Annotated in this window: 15 protein-coding genes; 5 read left to right on the top strand and 10 right to left on the bottom strand. The window is 59.7% G+C overall.

The genetic code is table 11. From position 1 onward, the window contains the following. From VFN25_RS16610 to VFN25_RS16595, 4 genes are all read left to right on the top strand, one after another. On the top strand, nucleotides 1-379 hold a 379-nt coding region (locus VFN25_RS16610), incomplete at its 5' end, for a DUF3375 family protein (RefSeq protein WP_325143925.1). A gap of 14 nt (nucleotides 380-393) precedes the next feature. Next, nucleotides 394-1,059: a DUF4194 domain-containing protein gene (locus tag VFN25_RS16605; protein ID WP_325143923.1), complete on the top strand. Its 666-nt coding sequence runs from the start codon at nucleotides 394-396 to the stop codon at nucleotides 1,057-1,059. Beyond that, nucleotides 1,052-4,441 (top strand): ATP-binding protein, encoded by a 3,390-nt coding sequence (locus tag VFN25_RS16600; protein ID WP_325143921.1) that lies wholly within the window; start codon nucleotides 1,052-1,054, stop codon nucleotides 4,439-4,441. Before VFN25_RS16605 ends, VFN25_RS16600 begins: the two co-directional genes overlap by 8 nt. Beyond that, nucleotides 4,438-5,610 (top strand): DUF3322 domain-containing protein, encoded by a 1,173-nt coding sequence (locus VFN25_RS16595; protein ID WP_325143919.1) that lies wholly within the window; start codon nucleotides 4,438-4,440, stop codon nucleotides 5,608-5,610. The genes VFN25_RS16600 and VFN25_RS16595 overlap by 4 nt, the downstream gene beginning before the upstream one ends. 75 nt (nucleotides 5,611-5,685) lie before the next feature. On the opposite strand, the gene VFN25_RS16590 is transcribed toward VFN25_RS16595, so the two are convergent. Together VFN25_RS16590 and VFN25_RS16585 are read right to left on the bottom strand one after the other, a co-directional pair. Continuing rightward, a complete protein-coding gene (locus VFN25_RS16590; RefSeq protein WP_325143917.1) occupies nucleotides 5,686-5,883 on the bottom strand; it encodes a CsbD family protein in 198 nt (65 codons plus the stop codon). 154 nt (nucleotides 5,884-6,037) lie between these two features. Beyond that, on the bottom strand, nucleotides 6,038-6,904 hold the full coding sequence (locus VFN25_RS16585) for a DMT family transporter (RefSeq protein ID WP_325143915.1): 867 nt from the start codon (nucleotides 6,902-6,904) through the stop codon (nucleotides 6,038-6,040). A gap of 94 nt (nucleotides 6,905-6,998) precedes the next feature. On the opposite strand from VFN25_RS16585, the gene VFN25_RS16580 reads away from it, so the two are divergent. Next, nucleotides 6,999-7,727 (top strand): PDZ domain-containing protein, encoded by a 729-nt coding sequence (locus tag VFN25_RS16580; protein ID WP_325143913.1) that lies wholly within the window; start codon nucleotides 6,999-7,001, stop codon nucleotides 7,725-7,727. On the opposite strand, the gene ilvN is transcribed toward VFN25_RS16580, so the two are convergent. Genes ilvN through VFN25_RS16540 form a run of 8 tightly spaced genes read right to left on the bottom strand, consistent with a single transcriptional unit; the run spans nucleotide 7,720 to nucleotide 16,932 of the window. Further along, complete coding sequence (gene ilvN, locus VFN25_RS16575) at nucleotides 7,720-8,256, bottom strand: acetolactate synthase small subunit (protein ID WP_325143911.1); 537 nt, start codon at nucleotides 8,254-8,256, stop codon at nucleotides 7,720-7,722. The genes VFN25_RS16580 and ilvN overlap by 8 nt on opposite strands. Then, nucleotides 8,256-10,133 carry a biosynthetic-type acetolactate synthase large subunit gene (ilvB, locus tag VFN25_RS16570; protein ID WP_325143909.1) on the bottom strand — a complete coding sequence of 626 codons (1,878 nt, stop codon included), beginning with the start codon at nucleotides 10,131-10,133 and terminating at the stop codon, nucleotides 8,256-8,258. The genes ilvN and ilvB overlap by 1 nt, the downstream gene beginning before the upstream one ends. A gap of 48 nt (nucleotides 10,134-10,181) precedes the next feature. Then, nucleotides 10,182-11,165: a ketol-acid reductoisomerase gene (ilvC, locus tag VFN25_RS16565; protein WP_325143907.1), complete on the bottom strand. Its 984-nt coding sequence runs from the start codon at nucleotides 11,163-11,165 to the stop codon at nucleotides 10,182-10,184. A 41-nt stretch (nucleotides 11,166-11,206) separates the two neighbouring features. Beyond that, a complete protein-coding gene (gene ilvD, locus VFN25_RS16560) occupies nucleotides 11,207-12,856 on the bottom strand; it encodes a dihydroxy-acid dehydratase (protein ID WP_325143927.1) in 1,650 nt (549 codons plus the stop codon). A 32-nt stretch (nucleotides 12,857-12,888) separates the two neighbouring features. Continuing rightward, complete coding sequence (leuB, locus tag VFN25_RS16555; protein ID WP_325143905.1) at nucleotides 12,889-13,956, bottom strand: 3-isopropylmalate dehydrogenase; 1,068 nt, start codon at nucleotides 13,954-13,956, stop codon at nucleotides 12,889-12,891. After that, a complete protein-coding gene (gene leuD, locus VFN25_RS16550; RefSeq protein WP_325143903.1) occupies nucleotides 13,953-14,558 on the bottom strand; it encodes a 3-isopropylmalate dehydratase small subunit in 606 nt (201 codons plus the stop codon). Before leuD ends, leuB begins: the two co-directional genes overlap by 4 nt. Continuing rightward, nucleotides 14,555-15,964 carry a 3-isopropylmalate dehydratase large subunit gene (gene leuC, locus VFN25_RS16545; protein WP_325143901.1) on the bottom strand — a complete coding sequence of 470 codons (1,410 nt, stop codon included), beginning with the start codon at nucleotides 15,962-15,964 and terminating at the stop codon, nucleotides 14,555-14,557. Before leuC ends, leuD begins: the two co-directional genes overlap by 4 nt. Next, nucleotides 15,961-16,932: a branched-chain amino acid transaminase gene (locus tag VFN25_RS16540; RefSeq protein WP_325143899.1), complete on the bottom strand. Its 972-nt coding sequence runs from the start codon at nucleotides 16,930-16,932 to the stop codon at nucleotides 15,961-15,963. The genes leuC and VFN25_RS16540 overlap by 4 nt, the downstream gene beginning before the upstream one ends. Nucleotides 16,933-16,934 lie beyond the last annotated feature (2 nt).

Genomic DNA, 16,934 nt, shown 5'->3' with positions numbered 1-16,934 from the left:
CTCCTTGAGCATGGAGCGGCCACTTTTCAAACCGGCGATCAAGCCGGTGATCACGAGTATCGAATTGCTCGCCGGTGACGAGGATATCGATCCAGCAACGCTGTTTGATCAAGTCGTCGTCGACAAGCTGCGCCTGACCCGGCATATCCGTCACGCCTTGCAGACTCGTGCTCAGATCACCTTGAGTGAACTGCTTGCCATGCAACCGCTGGAGCAAGGCCTGGCCGAACTCGTGACCTATCTGCAACTGGGAAGCGAAACCTTCGCAACGGTCGTCGATGAAGACACCCTCGAACCTGTACGCTGGCAGACTATGGCTGAAGATGGAACTGCGCTGACCCGGACTGCGCGCCTGCCCCGGCTTGTTTTCACACGCTGATACCGACACGACCAATGCCAACCGCCCCACCCGAAAGCGACTCGCTCACTGCGCCAGCAGCCAATCTGTCGACCTTGCTGATCGGCCTGCTCAAGAGTGTGCTCTATCGCGATACCGATGAGCGCCAATGGGCCGTGTTGCTGAATCTGCAAGCGCGTGTTCGTGATTATGTTGGTGTGCTCAATCTCGATCTGATCCTCGATGAGGCGGAAGGCTACGCATTCTTGAAAAGTCGTCCAGAACCAGAGGAAGATGATTCCGCTCGACGTTTGCCTCGGCTCGTTGCGCGCCGTCCCTTGTCGTTTCCGGTCAGCTTGCTGCTGGCCTTGCTGCGCAAGAAGCTCGCCGAGTTCGATGCCGGCGGTGGCGATACGCGCCTCGTACTGAGTCGCGAAGACATGGTCGAACTGATGCGCGTGTTTCTGCCCGATGGACCCAACGAGGCGCGCCTGATCGACCAGATTGAAACCACGATCAACAAGGTGGCCGATCTCGGATTTCTGCACAAACTCAAAGTCAGCTCGGGTGCGTCGGCGAATCCACCGAGCTATGAGGTACGCCGCATCCTCAAGGCCTTTGTCGATGCGCAGTGGCTGGCCGAGTTCGATGGTCGCCTGGCCGACTACCAGAATCATCTGACCGACACCGCAACGCCGACGCAGCGATTAGACAATGACTGATCTGCAAACCCTTGGCCTCGATTTCGTTGCCGACGATACCTTGTCGGGATTCCGCTTGAGCCGTCTGGAAGTGTTCAATTGGGGAACCTTCGACAGCCGCGTGTGGACCTTGCAACTGGATGGTCACAACGCACTGCTCACCGGCGACATCGGTTCGGGAAAATCTACCCTGGTCGATGCCATCACGACACTACTGGTTCCAGCCAATCGCGTCGCCTACAACAAGGCCGCCGGTGCTGACAGCAAGGAACGCACGTTGCGCTCCTACGTACTTGGTCACTTCAAATCCGAACGCAACGAAGTCACCGGCGCAGCCAAACCGGTTTCGCTGCGCGACCAGAACGGTTATTCAGTGATTCTCGGCGTATTCCACAACGCGGGCTACGACCAGACCGTCAGCCTCGCCCAGGTGTTCTGGATGAAGGAAGCGCAAGGTCAGCCGGCGCGCTTCTATCTCGGTGCCGAGCGTGCGCTTTCAATCGCCGGCAACTTCGCCGATTTTGGTTCTGACATCAATCAGCTGCGCAGGAAGCTGCGCCAATCCGGAGTCGAGCTCAACGACAGTTTTCCACCCTACGCCGCGTGGTTTCGTCGCCGGTTCGGAATCGAAAACGATCAAGCACTGGAGTTGTTCCACCAAACCGTGTCAATGAAGTCAGTCGGCAATTTGACGGATTTCGTCCGCAGCCACATGCTCGAACCATTTGAGGTCGGCACGCGGATCCAGACTCTGATCGGCCATTTCGATGACCTCAATCGCGCCCACCAAGCGGTGCTCAAGGCGCGTCAGAAAGTGGAACTGCTGACACCGCTGGTTGCTGATTGTAATCGTCATGGCGCACTGACAGTCGAGGTCGGCAGCTTGCGCAACTGCCGCGAAAGTTTGCGTGCGCATTTCGCGGGCCTGAAACTTGAATTACTCGACAAGCGCCTCGACCAGCTTGGCGAGGACTGGCAACGTGTCGATACGCAAATGCAGCGACTCGCCAGGACTCACGATGATCAAATGCGTCAGACCGACGAACTGAAGCAGGCGATCAACGACAACGGTGGCGATCGACTCGAGCGCCTTGGCGCGGAAATCCGCAGCAAGGAGCACAACCGCGATACGCGCAAGCTCAAGGCCAATCGCTACGCGGAATTGACCGCCGTGCTCGATGAACCGACGGCAAAAGACGAGACCGGCTTCGCCAGGCAACGCGGTGAATTTGCCGCCGCTCGAGAACAGGCCAGCAACCGCGAAGCCGATCTACAGAATTCGCTCACCGAACACAGCGTGACCCTGCATCAAGGCAAGCAAGAACACGTTGAGCTCAGCGCGGAAATCGATAGCCTCAAGAGCCGTCGCAGCAATATCGATGACCGCCAGATACGAATTCGCGAAGCACTGTGCAGCGCACTCAAACTCGATGTCGAGGACATGCCCTTCGCCGGCGAATTGATTCAAGTCCGCGAGGATGAACGGGATTGGGAAGGCGCGGCCGAACGGCTGTTGCATGGTTTCGCCCTTGGGTTGCTGGTGCCCGATGCGCACTATCGCAAGGTCGCCGAATGGGTCGATGGCGCGCATCTACGTGGTCGCCTCGTGTATTTCCATGTGCGTGATCGCAAGGTCAAGGCCTTGCCCGATCTGCATCGCGATTCGCTCGTGCGCAAGCTGGCGATCAAACCTGATTCTCCGTGTTACGACTGGCTTGAGCGCGAACTGGCCCATCGCTTCGATGTCGCCTGCTGTACCAACCAGGAGCAATTCCGCCGCGAAACCCGCGCGATCACGCACGCAGGCCAGATCAAGGATCCGAGTGGACGCCACGAAAAAGATGACCGCCACCGCATCGATGACCGCAGTCGCTATGTGCTGGGCTGGAGCAACAGTGCCAAGATCGCCGCACTGGAAAGCAATCGTCGACAACTCGAAACCCGTCTCGGCGAAATCGGCAGCCAGATAGCGAGCATCCAGAAAGAGCGCAAGTCACTCGAAAAGCGTCTTGATGCACTGACCCGTCTCGAAGAGTTTGCCGCGTTCGAGGAAATGGACTGGCGCAGCGTCGCCAGCGACATCGCCCGACTCATCGATGAGCGTGCGCGTCTCGAAGCCAGTTCGGATGTGCTCAAGCAGTTGAGCGAACGCCTCAATCAAGTGCAGAACATACAGAAGGAGACTGCAGACGCATTGCAGGGTGCTCGCGACGCACGAGCAAAAATCGAGCAGCGCCGCTCGGATGCCGAGGCTCTGCGCGGGCAGACCGAGATGCTGCTGCAGACGGCGACGCTCGATGAAGCCCTGTCGACAACGCTTGAATCCATGCGCAGCGAGGCGCTCGGCGAGCATCAATTGAGCGTGGAATCCTGCGACAACCGCGAACAGGATGTACGCAAGTGGCTGCAGGATCGGATCGATCTGGAGCAGAAGCGATTGGAGCGCTTGAGTGAGAAAATCATCAAGGCCATGGCTTCATTCAAGGAGGCATTCAAACTGGAGACAGCCGAGTTCGATGCCAGTCTTGATGCTGCCTTTGAATACGCCAAGCTGCTCGCCCAGTTGAACCACGATGACTTGCCGCGCTTCCTCGCCCGCTTCAAGGAGCTGCTCAACGTCAACACGATCAACGAGATCGCCAATTTCAATGCGCAACTGGCGCGTGAGCGCGAGACGATCAAGGAGCGCATCGCCCACATCAACAAATCTCTCGGCGAAATCGATTACAACCCCGGCCGCTACATCGTGCTTGAATCGCAAGCCAGTCCGGATGCCGAGATTCGCGATTTCCAGCAAGAGCTGCGCGCCTGTACCGAGGGCGCGGTGACCGGTTCCGATGATGCGCAGTATTCGGAAGCCAAGTTTCTCCAGGTAAAGGCGATCATTGATCGCTTTCGCGGCCGTGATGGTTTGAGCGAACAGGACAGACGCTGGACCGCCAAGGTTACCGACGTACGCAATTGGTTCCTGTTTGCCGCCAGTGAACGCTGGCATGAGGACCACACCGAGCACGAACACTACTCCGATTCCGGCGGCAAATCGGGTGGCCAGAAGGAGAAGCTGGCCTACACCATTCTTGCCGCCAGCTTGGCTTATCAATTCGGATTGGAATGGGGCGCGGTGCGCTCGCGATCGTTCCGTTTCGTGGTCATCGACGAGGCCTTCGGTCGCGGTTCGGATGAATCCGCCCAATACGGACTGAGGCTGTTTCAGCAACTCAACCTGCAACTGTTGATCGTCACGCCGCTACAAAAGATCCACATCATCGAGCCGTTTGTGTCCAACGTCGGCTTCGTCCACAACGAAGATGGCCGGGCCTCGAAGTTGCGCAATCTGTCAATCGAGGAGTACCGCGAGCAGAAAGCGCAACAGTCGATGGGGGCGTCAACGACGACCGCATGAACGCTTCTTCATCCAGCGATCTGAAGGCGCAGGTCCAGCGGCTCTGGGATCGCGGAGAACTGCTCCGCGATTCAATCAGCGGCGAATCACGCTTTCCGTTACGTCTGACCTTGAAAACGCCGTCATCCTCGGATATCACCGAGCGCTTTGATGCGGTACGAAGCTGGGCGGGAGAGCTGTCAAATGCTAGGCCTCTACGCCTGGAATGGCGTGAAGTGCGCCATCGTGTGCAGGGCTTGCAACAGCTGCCGACAACGGCCTGGATCGACTCGATCGACGTTGCCCTTGGCTGGATTGGCAAACGCCGTGAGTGGGAACGTTTTTCCGAAATTCTTGGAGTCACCCAAACCTCGCAACCTGCCCTGCTCGCATGGCTGGCAAAACGCCCGCTGCAAGCCCTCGCACTCGCCGAGGAATGGCCGCAGTTGCTCAGCATCATCAGTTGGCTCGTTGACCATCCACGACCGGCCATTCACTTGCGCCAAGTCGATCTTCCCGGAATCCATAGCAAATTCATCGAGGTGTATCGCGGCGTATTGACTGAATTGCTCGACCTGGTTTTGTCGGATGACGCGATCGACCGTTCAAGAACCGGCAGCAGCCAATTCGCTGCACGCTTTGGATTTCTGGAAAAGCCGACGCGTATCCGCTTTCGACTGCTGGATCCTGCAACATCGCTTGTGGCCCATGTGGAATGCCCGGATATCACCCTTGATTCAGATAGCTTCCTGCGTTTGAAAATGCCGCTCCGCCGCATTTTCATCACCGAAAACGAAACCAATTTCTTGGCTTTCCCGCGAGTTGCACAAGCGATTGTCATCTTTGGCGCGGGCTATGGCTGGGATGCGCTTGCTCGCTGTCGATGGCTCGATGATTGCGTGATTCAGTATTGGGGTGACATCGATACCCATGGCTTTGCCATTCTCGATCAACTTCGTCGCCATTTTTCACATGTCCAATCATTTCTCATGGATCGCGCCACCCTCGACGCCCATGCCCCGCTCTGGGGGCGCGAGGAAAATCCGGTGACGGTGGATCTACCGAGACTGACCACCGAAGAACACACCCTATTCACAGATCTCCGAGACAACCGCATCCGCGACAAGCTGCGATTGGAACAGGAGCATGTTGCTTTTGGATGGCTACGAGATCATCTTGAAACTCGCTGATGCTCGTGCCTTGACAGGCACCCAACAAAAGACCCCGCTCGTGCGGGGTTTTTTGTTGAAGCGGTGAATCAGCGATCAGAGCGAGCGGTTGTACTCGTCGACGGCCTTTTCGGCTTCATCCTTGGCCATGCCGTAACGCTCCTGGATCTTGCCGGCAAGATATTTGGTATTGCCTTCGGCGACATCAAGATCATCGTTGGTCAGCTTGCCCCATTTCTCCTGGATGCTGCCCTTGAGTTGCTTCCACTTGCCCTGGATTCGATCTTCGTTCATGAGTTCTATCTCCTGTTGGGGTTCCTGAGACTGCGGCGCAGCTCAGTTGCCACCACCTTGCCGATCTGTGCATGCATACAAAATAAACATCGGGAATGTCGTGCATCACTTGTTCAGGAAACTCGCTTGAACTGAACGATTTCGCCGAATCGATTCAGCCTGCCAGACGTTCGCGCCGAATCAGGTACAGGCCGCTGGCCACGATGATCGCCGCGCCGGCCAGCATCATTCGATCCGGTGTGGTGTGCCATATCAACCAATCGAAGCCGACACCCCAGATCAACGCGGTGTAGTCGAGCGGAGCAATGACTGATGCCTCGCTGCACCTGAAGGCCTCGGTGATCGCGTACTGACCCAATGCGCCGCTGATCGCCAGACCGAACAGGATCGACCAATCCTGATTGCGTATCGTCACCCAGTCACTCCAGCAGGCTGCGACCGCAAATAGCGTCAGCAGGGCAATCATCCAGAACACCATGCTCTGGGTCGAATCGGTTCTGCCAAGAATTCGCACCAGGATCGTCGACAGCGAGTAGGCAACCGCGGCGACCAGCACGGCAAGGCTTCCAAGACTGATCATGCGTGTCGGTTCGGGGCGCAGGACGATGAGCACACCGACAAGTCCGATCGCTATAGCCAGCCAGCGCCGCCAGCCGACACGCTCACCGAGCAAGGGCACCGCCAACGCGGTGACCAGCAAGGGAGCAACGAAAAAGATCGAATAGGTTTCTGCCAGCGGCAGATCGCGCAAGGCATAGGCGAACGAGGCCAGCATCACCACCGAAAGCACGCCGCGCAAAATATGCAGGCGCCAGCGCCGGGTCAGGATTTGTCGGAATCCTCCGCTCAAGGCAACCCACAATACGACCAGCGGAAGCGAGGTCAGCCCACGCAGCGCCGCCACCTGCATCGCCGGATAATGTGGTGACAGCAGCTTGAGGCTGACATCCATCAGCGAAAAGGCGACAACCGCAGCCAGCATGAAGAGGATGCCGCGAAGATTGGACGAAGTGGGGTTCATTGATGGATAGTCGACAAGACGCCGCCGACAATTAAGCGCGCTGGTTCGCAATCTTGTCACACCGAATTCCACCTTCAGGCGCTATGCTCGCGGGATGAAAACGCTATCAGCACGATTCATCCTGATTCTGGCAATCCTTGGCCTCGTCGGCGGCTGTGGCTCGGTCGCCACTCGCTACGAACAGCCGCTGCAAACGCCTGAGGTGACTCCGTTACCTGAGCCGGATATTCACTACGAAGCAACCATCCAGCGCGGCCCCGATTACATTGACGCCTTGCGCGCAGAGCCTGCGCCAGAACAACCGAGTGTGATCGAGGGCAAGAGTCAGCGCGGCGATCAGCGCGAACTGGCCTCGAAGGGTTTCGTGCGAATCGGCAATGGCCGCTATCCAATGGATGATGAGGAATCTGTTGCTGCAGCCATTGATCTCGGTCGCCGCGTAGGTGCCGATCAGATCTGGATTTATCACGAACAACCAACTCAGGATCAGCCAGGATCGCTTCTTGCCGCGTATTACGTGCGCTTCAAGCTGCTGTTCGGGGCGACGTTTCGCAACCTGACCGCCGAGGAGCGCGAACAACTGCAGCTCGACGGCGGCGTACAGATTGGTTCAGTCGTCGGCCAGACACCGGCATCCCAGGCCAACCTGATGGCTGGCGACTATGTCATCGCGGTCGATGGCAAAGCCGTTGTCGATCGCCAGCAATTCCAGCAGATGCTCAAGCACGAGGCCGGCCATCCGGTCACCTTGAAGATCATCCGCAATCAGAAGCGCTCGGATCGCGTGGTCCGCCTCGGCGCACTGCCGCCGTTGATCAAGTAGTCGTCAAGCCGCCCTGCACGGCCAGAGCTGGCTCGGCCAGACCCAGCACATTGGATCCGCGCTCGATCGCCGCCGTGCCGCTGCGCGCCAGCTCGAGGATCGTGGTGATACCGGTCAGTTCGGCCAGAACGGCACTGATATGCGCCCCACGCCCGGTGAACTGGAGTACGCGTACGTTTTCGGTTTCATCGAGAATGATGCCGAAACTGAGTTCGGTGAATCGGGCGATCGCCGTCGCGTTGTCCGGCCTCGCGGCCACCTTGACCACGAGCAGTTCGCATTCGACATGATCGCTGCTGGTCAGATCGACGATTTCGATCACGTCAATGGACTTGCGTGACTGCTTGATGATCTGCGCAATCACCGCATCGTCGCCAAAGGTGACCAGGCTCAGGCGTGAAACTTCAGGATCGTGCGTGGCCGCAACGGTCAACGAATCGATGTTGTAGCCGCGTGCCGAAAACATGCCGGCAACACGGGCCAGCGCGCCCGCTTCGTTGTGCAGCAGCATCGAGATGATATGGCGCATCAGAACATCTCCACGGGACCGGATTCCGCGGCAACGGCGGCATCACGCGAGGCAATGTGCTCGCCGGTGATCATCTGCGCATAGCTCGCTCCCGGACCGACCATCGGATAGACGCAGGCATCAGGATCGATCATCACTTCGAGAAATGCCGGACCATCGAAGGCGATGAACTCGGCGATCACGCGCGGAATGTCTTCTACGCGATCGAGCCGAACCGCATACGGGAATCCGTCGGCCACCGCGGCCTTGATGAAATCCTTCTTGTGCAGGCTCTTGTCGGTGGCTGAAAAGCGGCCCTTGAAGAACAACTTCTGCCATTGCCTGACCATTCCATCGCCGCAGTTGTTGAGGACAACGATCTTGACCGGCAAATTATAGGTTGTCACGGTTTCCATTTCGCCGATGTTCATGCGGATGCTGGCGTCGCCATCGATGTCGATCACGAGCATGTCGGGTCGCGCGAACTGGGCGCCGATTGCCGCCGGCAAACCGAAACCCATCGTGCCCATCGAGCCCGAGGTCAACCAGCGGCGTGGTTCGGTGAAATCAAAATACTGGGCCGCCCACATCTGGTGCTGGCCCACGCCGGTACAGACGATCGCGTTGCCGCGGGTGATGCGATTGATCGCTTCGATAACCGCATACGGCTGAATTAGATCGCTGTTGCGATCATAGTTCATCGCATGGGCCTTCTTGAGATCGGCGATATGTGCATGCCAATCGACGTAGCGACCCTGGCCGCGCGGATCAAAGCCGATATCCGCAGCGTGCTCGCGCAATCGATCCAGGGTGCTGGAAAGGTCGCCAAGATGATGCCAATCAACCTGTTTGACCTTGTCGATCTCGGCGGGGTCGATATCAAAGTGAGCGATGTAGCGGGCTTTCGACGCAAACAGGCCCGGGACTCCGGCGACGCGATCATCGAAGCGCGCACCGACCGCGATCAGAAAGTCGCAATCAACCACGGCGTAATTGGCGAAGGCGGTACCGTGCATGCCGAGCATGTGCAGTGACAGCGGTTCTGTCGTGTCGCTGGCACCGAGCCCCATCAAGGTCGTCGTCACCGGGATACCGAAAGCATCGGCAAATTTGCGCAGCGCGCGCGTCGCCTCTCCATTGATGACGCCACCGCCGACGTAAAGCAACGGACGACGTGCCTTGCCGAGGGCGTCGAGGAACTCCGTGCACTGACCGGATTCAAGACAGGAACTCGTGACCGCGCGCAGGCGTGTACGGTAGCCCGAGATCTGCAGCTTCGATGAGCCGGAGAACATCAATTCGGCGTTTTGCACATCCTTCGGAATATCGACAACGACAGGACCAGGACGGCCGCTTCGCGCAATTTCGAAGGCCGTGCGCAAGGTCGCTTCAAGCTGGCTTGCATCGGTGACCAGAAGCGAGTGCTTTGCGCAGGAGGCCATGATGCTGCTAATCGGCGCCTCCTGAAATGCATCGGTGCCAATCGCTGCCGTCGGCACCTGGCCACAAATGACAACGATCGGAATCGAATCGGCCATCGCATCACGCACCGGCGTCACCGTATTGGTCGCCCCCGGGCCAGAAGTGACCAGGGCCACGCCCACTTTTCCCGAGGCGCGAGCGTAGCCTTGGGCCATGAAGCCTGCGCCCTGCTCATTGGCCGGGACAATCAAGGGCAAGGGCTCACTGCCATCCGCATTCGGATGCTCGTGGTTGTAGCGAAACACGGCATCGTAGACAGGCAGAATCGCACCGCCGGAATAGCCGAAGATCACGCCCACGCCTTCATCAATGAGAACCTGGACGACCATGTCGGCGCCCGTCATCCGGTTGCCGGATAGCGGATGCAATCCGGTATCGGTCGTGGTTTCGGTTTGTTCCTGCAACATTGCATTCATCGCTACATCATCCTCAGAGATTCGATTGCGCCAGCCAGCGGCGAACGATCAGGCCGGCTCGTTGAGCCAGGTCATTTTCTTGCGCAGCTCGGCACCGACCTTTTCGATCGGATGATCAAGATCGGCCTGCTTGAGGCGCTTGTAGTTGGGTAGACCAGCCTTGTATTCGGCGGCCCAGTTCTTGGCGAACGTGCCATCCTGGATTTCCGTCAGGATCGTCTTCATGCGCTCCTTGGTGGCGCCATCGACGATGCGCGGACCGCTGACGTAATCGCCGTACTGGGCGGTTTCCGACACATAGGTGAGCATCTTGGTGATGCCGCCCTGATAGAGCAGATCGACGATCAGCTTCAGCTCGTGCAGCACTTCGTAATAGGCGATTTCGGGACGGTAGCCGGCTTCGACCAGGGTCTCGAAACCCTTGAGCACGAGTTCGCTGGCACCGCCGCAGAGAACGGCCTGCTCACCGAAAAGGTCGGTTTCGGTCTCTTCCTTGAAATCGGTCTCGATCAACAGCGCACGTGCACCGCCAAGACCGGCGGCATAGGCCTTGGCCAGATCCGTGGCCTTGCCGCTGGTGTCCTGGAACGTGGCATACAGACACGGCACGCCGCGACCAATCTCGAACTCGGTGCGCACCAGATGGCCGGGCCCCTTTGGCGCGACCAGGATGACGTCGATATCGCTGCGCGGCACGATGGCCTTGAAGTGGACATTGAATCCGTGCGCGAACAACAGAGCCGCACCGGCCTTGATGTTCGGCTCGATCACATCGGTGTAAAGCTGCGGCTGAACCATGTCCGGGGTCAGCACGGCGACCAGATCGGCGTCCTTGACTGCCTCATCAGGCGACAACACGGTCACGCCATCGGCTTTGGCCTTGAGCGCGGTCGGGCCGCCCGGGCGCAAACCGACAACGACATCGAGACCCGAGTCGCGCATATTGAGAACGTGTGAACGGCCCTGGCTGCCATAGCCAAGCACGGCGATACGGGCGTTCTTGAGAGCTTCGGTGGTGACGGTTGCGGACATGCGGGTTGACTCCAATGGATGAATCGAAATGAAAAGATGAATCAGGGAGAAGTGACGGCACCCTTGGCAGCCGAGCCGACAAGGGTTGCGTATTTGGCAAGAACACCACGAGTGACTTTTGGCGCCGGAGCCTTCCAGCTGGCCCGGCGCGCGTCGAGATCGGCATCGGTTTCGATGACCCGACGGGCCGCATCGATGACGATGCGATCGCCGTCTTCGAGCAATCCGATCGCACCACCACGCACCGCTTCCGGAGCGATGTGGCCGACGACGAATCCATAACTTGCGCCGCTGAATCGGCCATCGGTCATCAGCGCGACCTGATCGCCGAGCCCACGGCCGACCAGAGCAGCGGTGACCGCGAGCATCTCGCGCATGCCGGGACCACCGGCCGGACCTTCGTTGCGGATAACAAGGACATCGCCGGGCTTGACCTGTCCGGACTGCACGGCGTGGAAGCACTCCTCTTCGCTTTCGAAGACGCGTGCAGTTCCATCAAACAACACCGGCCCGTTGCCGGAAAGCTTGAGAATGCAGCCCTCGGGCGAAAGGTTTCCGTAGAGAATGGAATAGCCGCCGCGTGGCTTGAATGCACGCGCTACCGGATGGATAACTTCCTGCCCTGCCGGTGCCTGGGCCGATGCGTCGATCTCGGCGAATAGGCTTTGCCCGGTCACCGTCGGCGCATCTTCAAGCAGTCCGGCCGCACGCAACTCGCGGGCAACGACCGCCATGCCACCGGCCGCAGTCATCTCGACGGCGGTGTAGCGACCACCCGGCATCAGATCGGTGATGACCGGTGTCGCCGCTGCAGCGGTCTCGAAATCCTCGATTTCAAGAGGAATGCCGGCTTCGTGCGCGATGGCGAGCAGATGCAACACCGCATTGGTCGAACCGGCAGTCGCCGCGACGATGCGCATCGCGTTGCGAAATGCTTCGGGCTTTAGGATGTCGAGCGGCTTGCGCTCGGTCTTCAGGCAATCGAGAACGAGTTCACCGCAGCGTCGCGCGGCATCGAGCTTGGCCGGATCGGTCGCCGCGATGTCGTTCAGACCAAGCGGTGACAAGCCCAGCGCGCTGAGCACCATGGCCATCGTGTTGGCGGTGAACTGACCGCCGCAGGCACCGGCACCGGGACAGGCTTCACGCTCGATCGTGCACAGGCGCTCGTCGGAAATCTTGCCGGCGCCGTGGCTGCCGACGGCCTCGAACACCTGTTGCACGGTGATCGATTTTCCATCCAGCGTGCCGTGCGCGATGCTGCCGCCATACAACGCAACACCGGGAATATTGAGACGTGCCAGCGCCATCGCCGCGGCCGGAATGGTCTTGTCACAACCGCACAGCACGACCATGGCATCAAGGCAGTGGCCGTCGACGGCAAGCTCGATCGAATCGGTGATGACTTCACGGCTGACCAGCGAGGCACGCATGCCCGACGTGCCCATGGCGATGCCATCGGTCACCGCGATCGTGTTGAACTCGATCGGCGTGCCTCCCGCCGCGCGAATGCCCTCACTGGCCGCGTTGGCCAGATCACGCAAATTGAGATTGCACGGCGAAATGTTCGACCAGGTATGGACGACAGCAACCAGCGGCTTGGCGATCGCTTCGGCATCGAGCCCGGTCGCATGCAACATGGCACGCGCTGGCGCACGATCAGGACCGGTCTTGATCGCATCACTGCGCATCGGTGGTTTCAGGGGAATGCGGTCATCGGTGCTCATGCGGCAGCCTGCTGTCGGGAATTCAGTTTGGCGAGCACCGATTCGGTCACTTCGCTGGTGCTCGCATTGCCGCCGAGGTCCCGGGTCAGTTCGGCGGAATCGAGCACGGCATCAACTGCCGCTTCGAGTTCGCTCGCCTCGGCTTCGAGGCCGAGTGAATGACGCAACAGCAGCGCGGCACTGAGAATCGCGCCGATCGGGTTGGCGACGCCCTGGCCGGCGATATCGGGTGCTGAACCGTGAATCGGTTCGTACAGACCAAGCCGCCCTGCCCCCAGTGATGCCGAGGGCGAAACCCCAAGTGATCCGGCCAGCGCGGCGGCTTCGTCGGTAAGGATGTCGCCGAACAGATTCTCGGTGACGATGACGTCGTAAGAGGCAGGACGCGTCAGCAGCAGCATCGCCATCGAATCGACGAGCTGATGTTCAAGCTCGATCTCCGGATATTCGGCGACAACACGCTCGGTGGTTGTGCGCCACAGGCGTGAGGTTTCGAGGACGTTGGCCTTGTCGACCGAGGTCAGTCGCCGCTTGCGCGCCTTTGCCAGTTCGCAGGCACGACGCACGACGCGTTCGACTTCAGCGACGCTGTAACGGCACTCATCGATGGCGACATCATCTTCACGCGATTTTTTACCGAAATATGCACCGCCGGTCAGTTCACGAACAAACAACAGATCAACGCCAACGAGGTTCTCGGCCTTGAGCGGCGACAGACTCGCCAGGCGCGGATGCACGCGCAACGGACGCAAATTGGCGAAGACGCCGAGTTTGGCGCGCAGGCCGAGCAACCCCTGCTCGGGCCTGACCCTGGCTTGCGGATCCGACCATTTCGGACCACCCACGGCACCGAGCAGGACCGCATCGGAGTTGACGCAGGCATCGATGGTCGCTTGCGGCAATGGCTCGCCGCAGGTATCAATCGCAATACCGCCGATCAGCTGTTCGTTGAATTCAAAGACATGGCCAAACTGGCAGGCGACCTTGCGCAACACAGCCACCGCTGCCGCCGTCACCTCAGGGCCAATGCCGTCACCGGGAAGTACCGTGATATCGGCTCTCATGCTGCACTCTCCATGGAATAGGGATTGGCCGCGCGACGGGATTCCCAGGCACTGATGTCAGCCTCGGCATCGAGCAGAAAGCCGAGTTGGTCAACACCATTGAGCAGGCAGTGGCGGGCGAATCGATCGAGCTCGAACGGGATCGTCGAGCCATCCGGCTTGCTGATCGATCCTTCGCCGATATCAATGACCAGCTCGATGCCGGGACTGGCCAGCAGTTCGGCATGCGCGGCTTCATCGATGACAATCGTCAGCAAGCCGTTCTTCAGTGAATTGCTGCGGAAGATGTCGGCAATCTCGGAAGAAATCACGGCTTCGATGCCGTAATCGAGCAAGGCCCAGGGCGCATGTTCGCGCGATGAACCACAGCCGAAATTGCGACCGGCGACGAGAATCCGGCAATCCTTTGCTTGCGCCTTGTTGAGCGGAAACTCGGGGTTTTCCGCACCGCCTTCGAGGTAGCGCCAGTCGTTGAAGGCATAGCGCCCAAGGCCTGCGCGTTCAGTCGTGGTCAGAAAGCGTGCCGGAATGATGCGGTCGGTATCGATGTTCTCGAACGGCAGGCTCGCCGTGCGTGATCGAATGCGTGTCAGCGGCTTCATGCGGCGCGCTCCTGGAAGGCATCGGGGTCGGTGATGACGCCGGCGATTGCAGCAACTGCGGCGACACGCGGGCTGGCCAGCACCGTGCGCACGCCGGGGCCTTGCCTGCCTTCGAAGTTGCGGTTGCTGGTCGAAACGACGAGTTGTCCCGGCTGGGCGATATCGCCATTCATGCCGATACACATCGAGCAACCGGCCTCGCGCCATTCAGCACCGGCGGTGAGAAAAACCTCATCGAGACCTTCCGCCTCGGCCTCGCGCTTGATCAGCACCGAGCCCGGCACGATCAGCATGCGCACGCCATCGGCCACCTTGTGTCCACGCATGACTGCAGCGGCATCGCGCAAATCTGACAAACGCGAATTCGTGCAACTGCCGACGAAGACGACATCAACTTTCTGGCCGGTCAAGGCCTGGCCACCGTCGAACTGCATATAAGCCAGCGCCTTCGATTCCTGGGCATTGCGAGCAGACGGAATGACCGCCGCGATTGGCGTGACCATGCCCGGGTGTGTGCCGTAACTGATCGTTGGTCCGATCGCACTGGCGTCGATGCGGACCTCGCTGTCGTAGTTCGCGCCGGGATCGCTGACCAACGTGCGCCAGGCCGCGACGGCACGCTCCCAGTCTGCGCCGCGTGGCGTGCGCGGGCGACCTTTCAACCAGTCGAAAGTGACCTGGTCTGGCGCGATCAACCCGGCACGCGCGCCGGCCTCGATCGACATGTTGCACACGGTCATGCGCTCTTCCATCGACAGCGCTTCTATCGCCGGACCACGGTATTCGATGACATGCCCGGTTCCACCACCCACACCGATGCGGCCGATGATGTGCAGGATCAGATCCTTGGCGCTGACGCCGGGACGCAATTTGCCATCGACATGGATCGCAAAGGATTTCGGTTTGCGCTGGAGCAGGCACTGGGTTGCAAGAACATGACCGACTTCGGTGGTGCCGATGCCGAAGGCCAGCGCGCCGAATGCACCGTGGGTTGCCGTGTGGCTGTCGCCACAGACGATGGTCATGCCGGGTTGGGTCGCGCCAATCTCGGGGCCCATGACATGCACAATGCCGCGATGCTCACTGTTCCAGCCGTTGAGTTCGATGCCGAACTCCGCGCAGTTGGTTTCGAGTTGCAAAACCTGGCGCTCGGCTTCAGCGGTGACGTAGGGACGCCTGCCCTGCGCATCAGCTGGCAGGGTCGGCGTTGAATGGTCGAGCGTCGCCAGCACGCGCTCGGGACAACGGACCTTGAGGCCTCGCGAATGCAGTTCAGTGAAAGCCTGCGGTGTGGTCACCTCGTGGATCAGGTGCAGATCGACATAGAGGATCCCGGGCGTATCGGCGGATTCAGCGCGGACCTGGTGTGCATCCCAGATCTTGTCGATGATCGTGCGCGGTTTCATGCGACGGCCTCGGAACGCACATACATCTGTCCATACCTGGCGTTGAAATCCGATGGAACATAGCTCAGCCAGTTGCGTGTATCGGCGGTGCTTCCGTCGAACAAGCCGAAAAATGCCTTCTGCAGCGCGCGCGTCATCGGCCCCGGCTTGCCGGTTCCGACGGGCTTGCGATCAACCGAACGCACCGGCGTGATTTCGGCCGCGGTTCCGGTCAGGAAAACCTCATCCGAGGTGTACAAGGCCTCACGTGGAAGATCGCGCTCCTCGACCTTGTAGCCAAGGTCACGAGCCAGCGTCATCACCGTGTCACGCGTGATCCCGGCGAGAATGCCGGCACTCGTCGTCGGTGTAATCAGACGCCCCTTGCGCACAAGGAACAGGTTCTCGCCGGCGCCTTCGCTGAGCAGACCATTGGTACCGAGAGCGATGCCTTCGTGATAGCCGCCGCGCTTCGCCTCGAAGCCGATCAACTGACTCGACAGATAGTTGCCGCCGGCCTTGGCCCAGCTCGGCGTGGTGTTCGGCGCCGGCCGGTTCCACGACGAGACGCAGACATCGGCGCCATGCTCGATGGCCTCGCCGAGATAAGCACCCCAATTCAGCGCCATGATTGACACATCGACTGGCGAACCCTCATTCGGCACGACGCCAAGGCCTCCTGCGCCGCGAAAGGCGATGGGTCTGACGTAAGCCGACTTCATCCGGTTCGCCGCCACCACTTCAAGGCAGGCGGTATTGATTTCATCTTCGCTGTAGCCGATGTCGATTTCATACATGCGCGCTGATTCGAACAAGCGCGCGGTGTGTTCGGCGAGGCGGAAAAATGCCGGGCCTTTCGGCGTCGCATAAACGCGCTCGCCTTCGAACACGGAGGAACCGTAGTGCAAGGCATGCGCGCTGACATGCACGGTTGCCTGGACCCAGGGTTTGAGTTGGCCGTTGTGCCAAATGAGTTCAGCTTGATTCATGG

It is taken from the genome of Dokdonella sp., assembly GCF_035703485.1.
Taxonomy (GTDB): Bacteria; Pseudomonadota; Gammaproteobacteria; order Xanthomonadales; family Rhodanobacteraceae; genus Dokdonella.
This window is presented reverse-complemented; position numbering and strand designations above follow the sequence as displayed.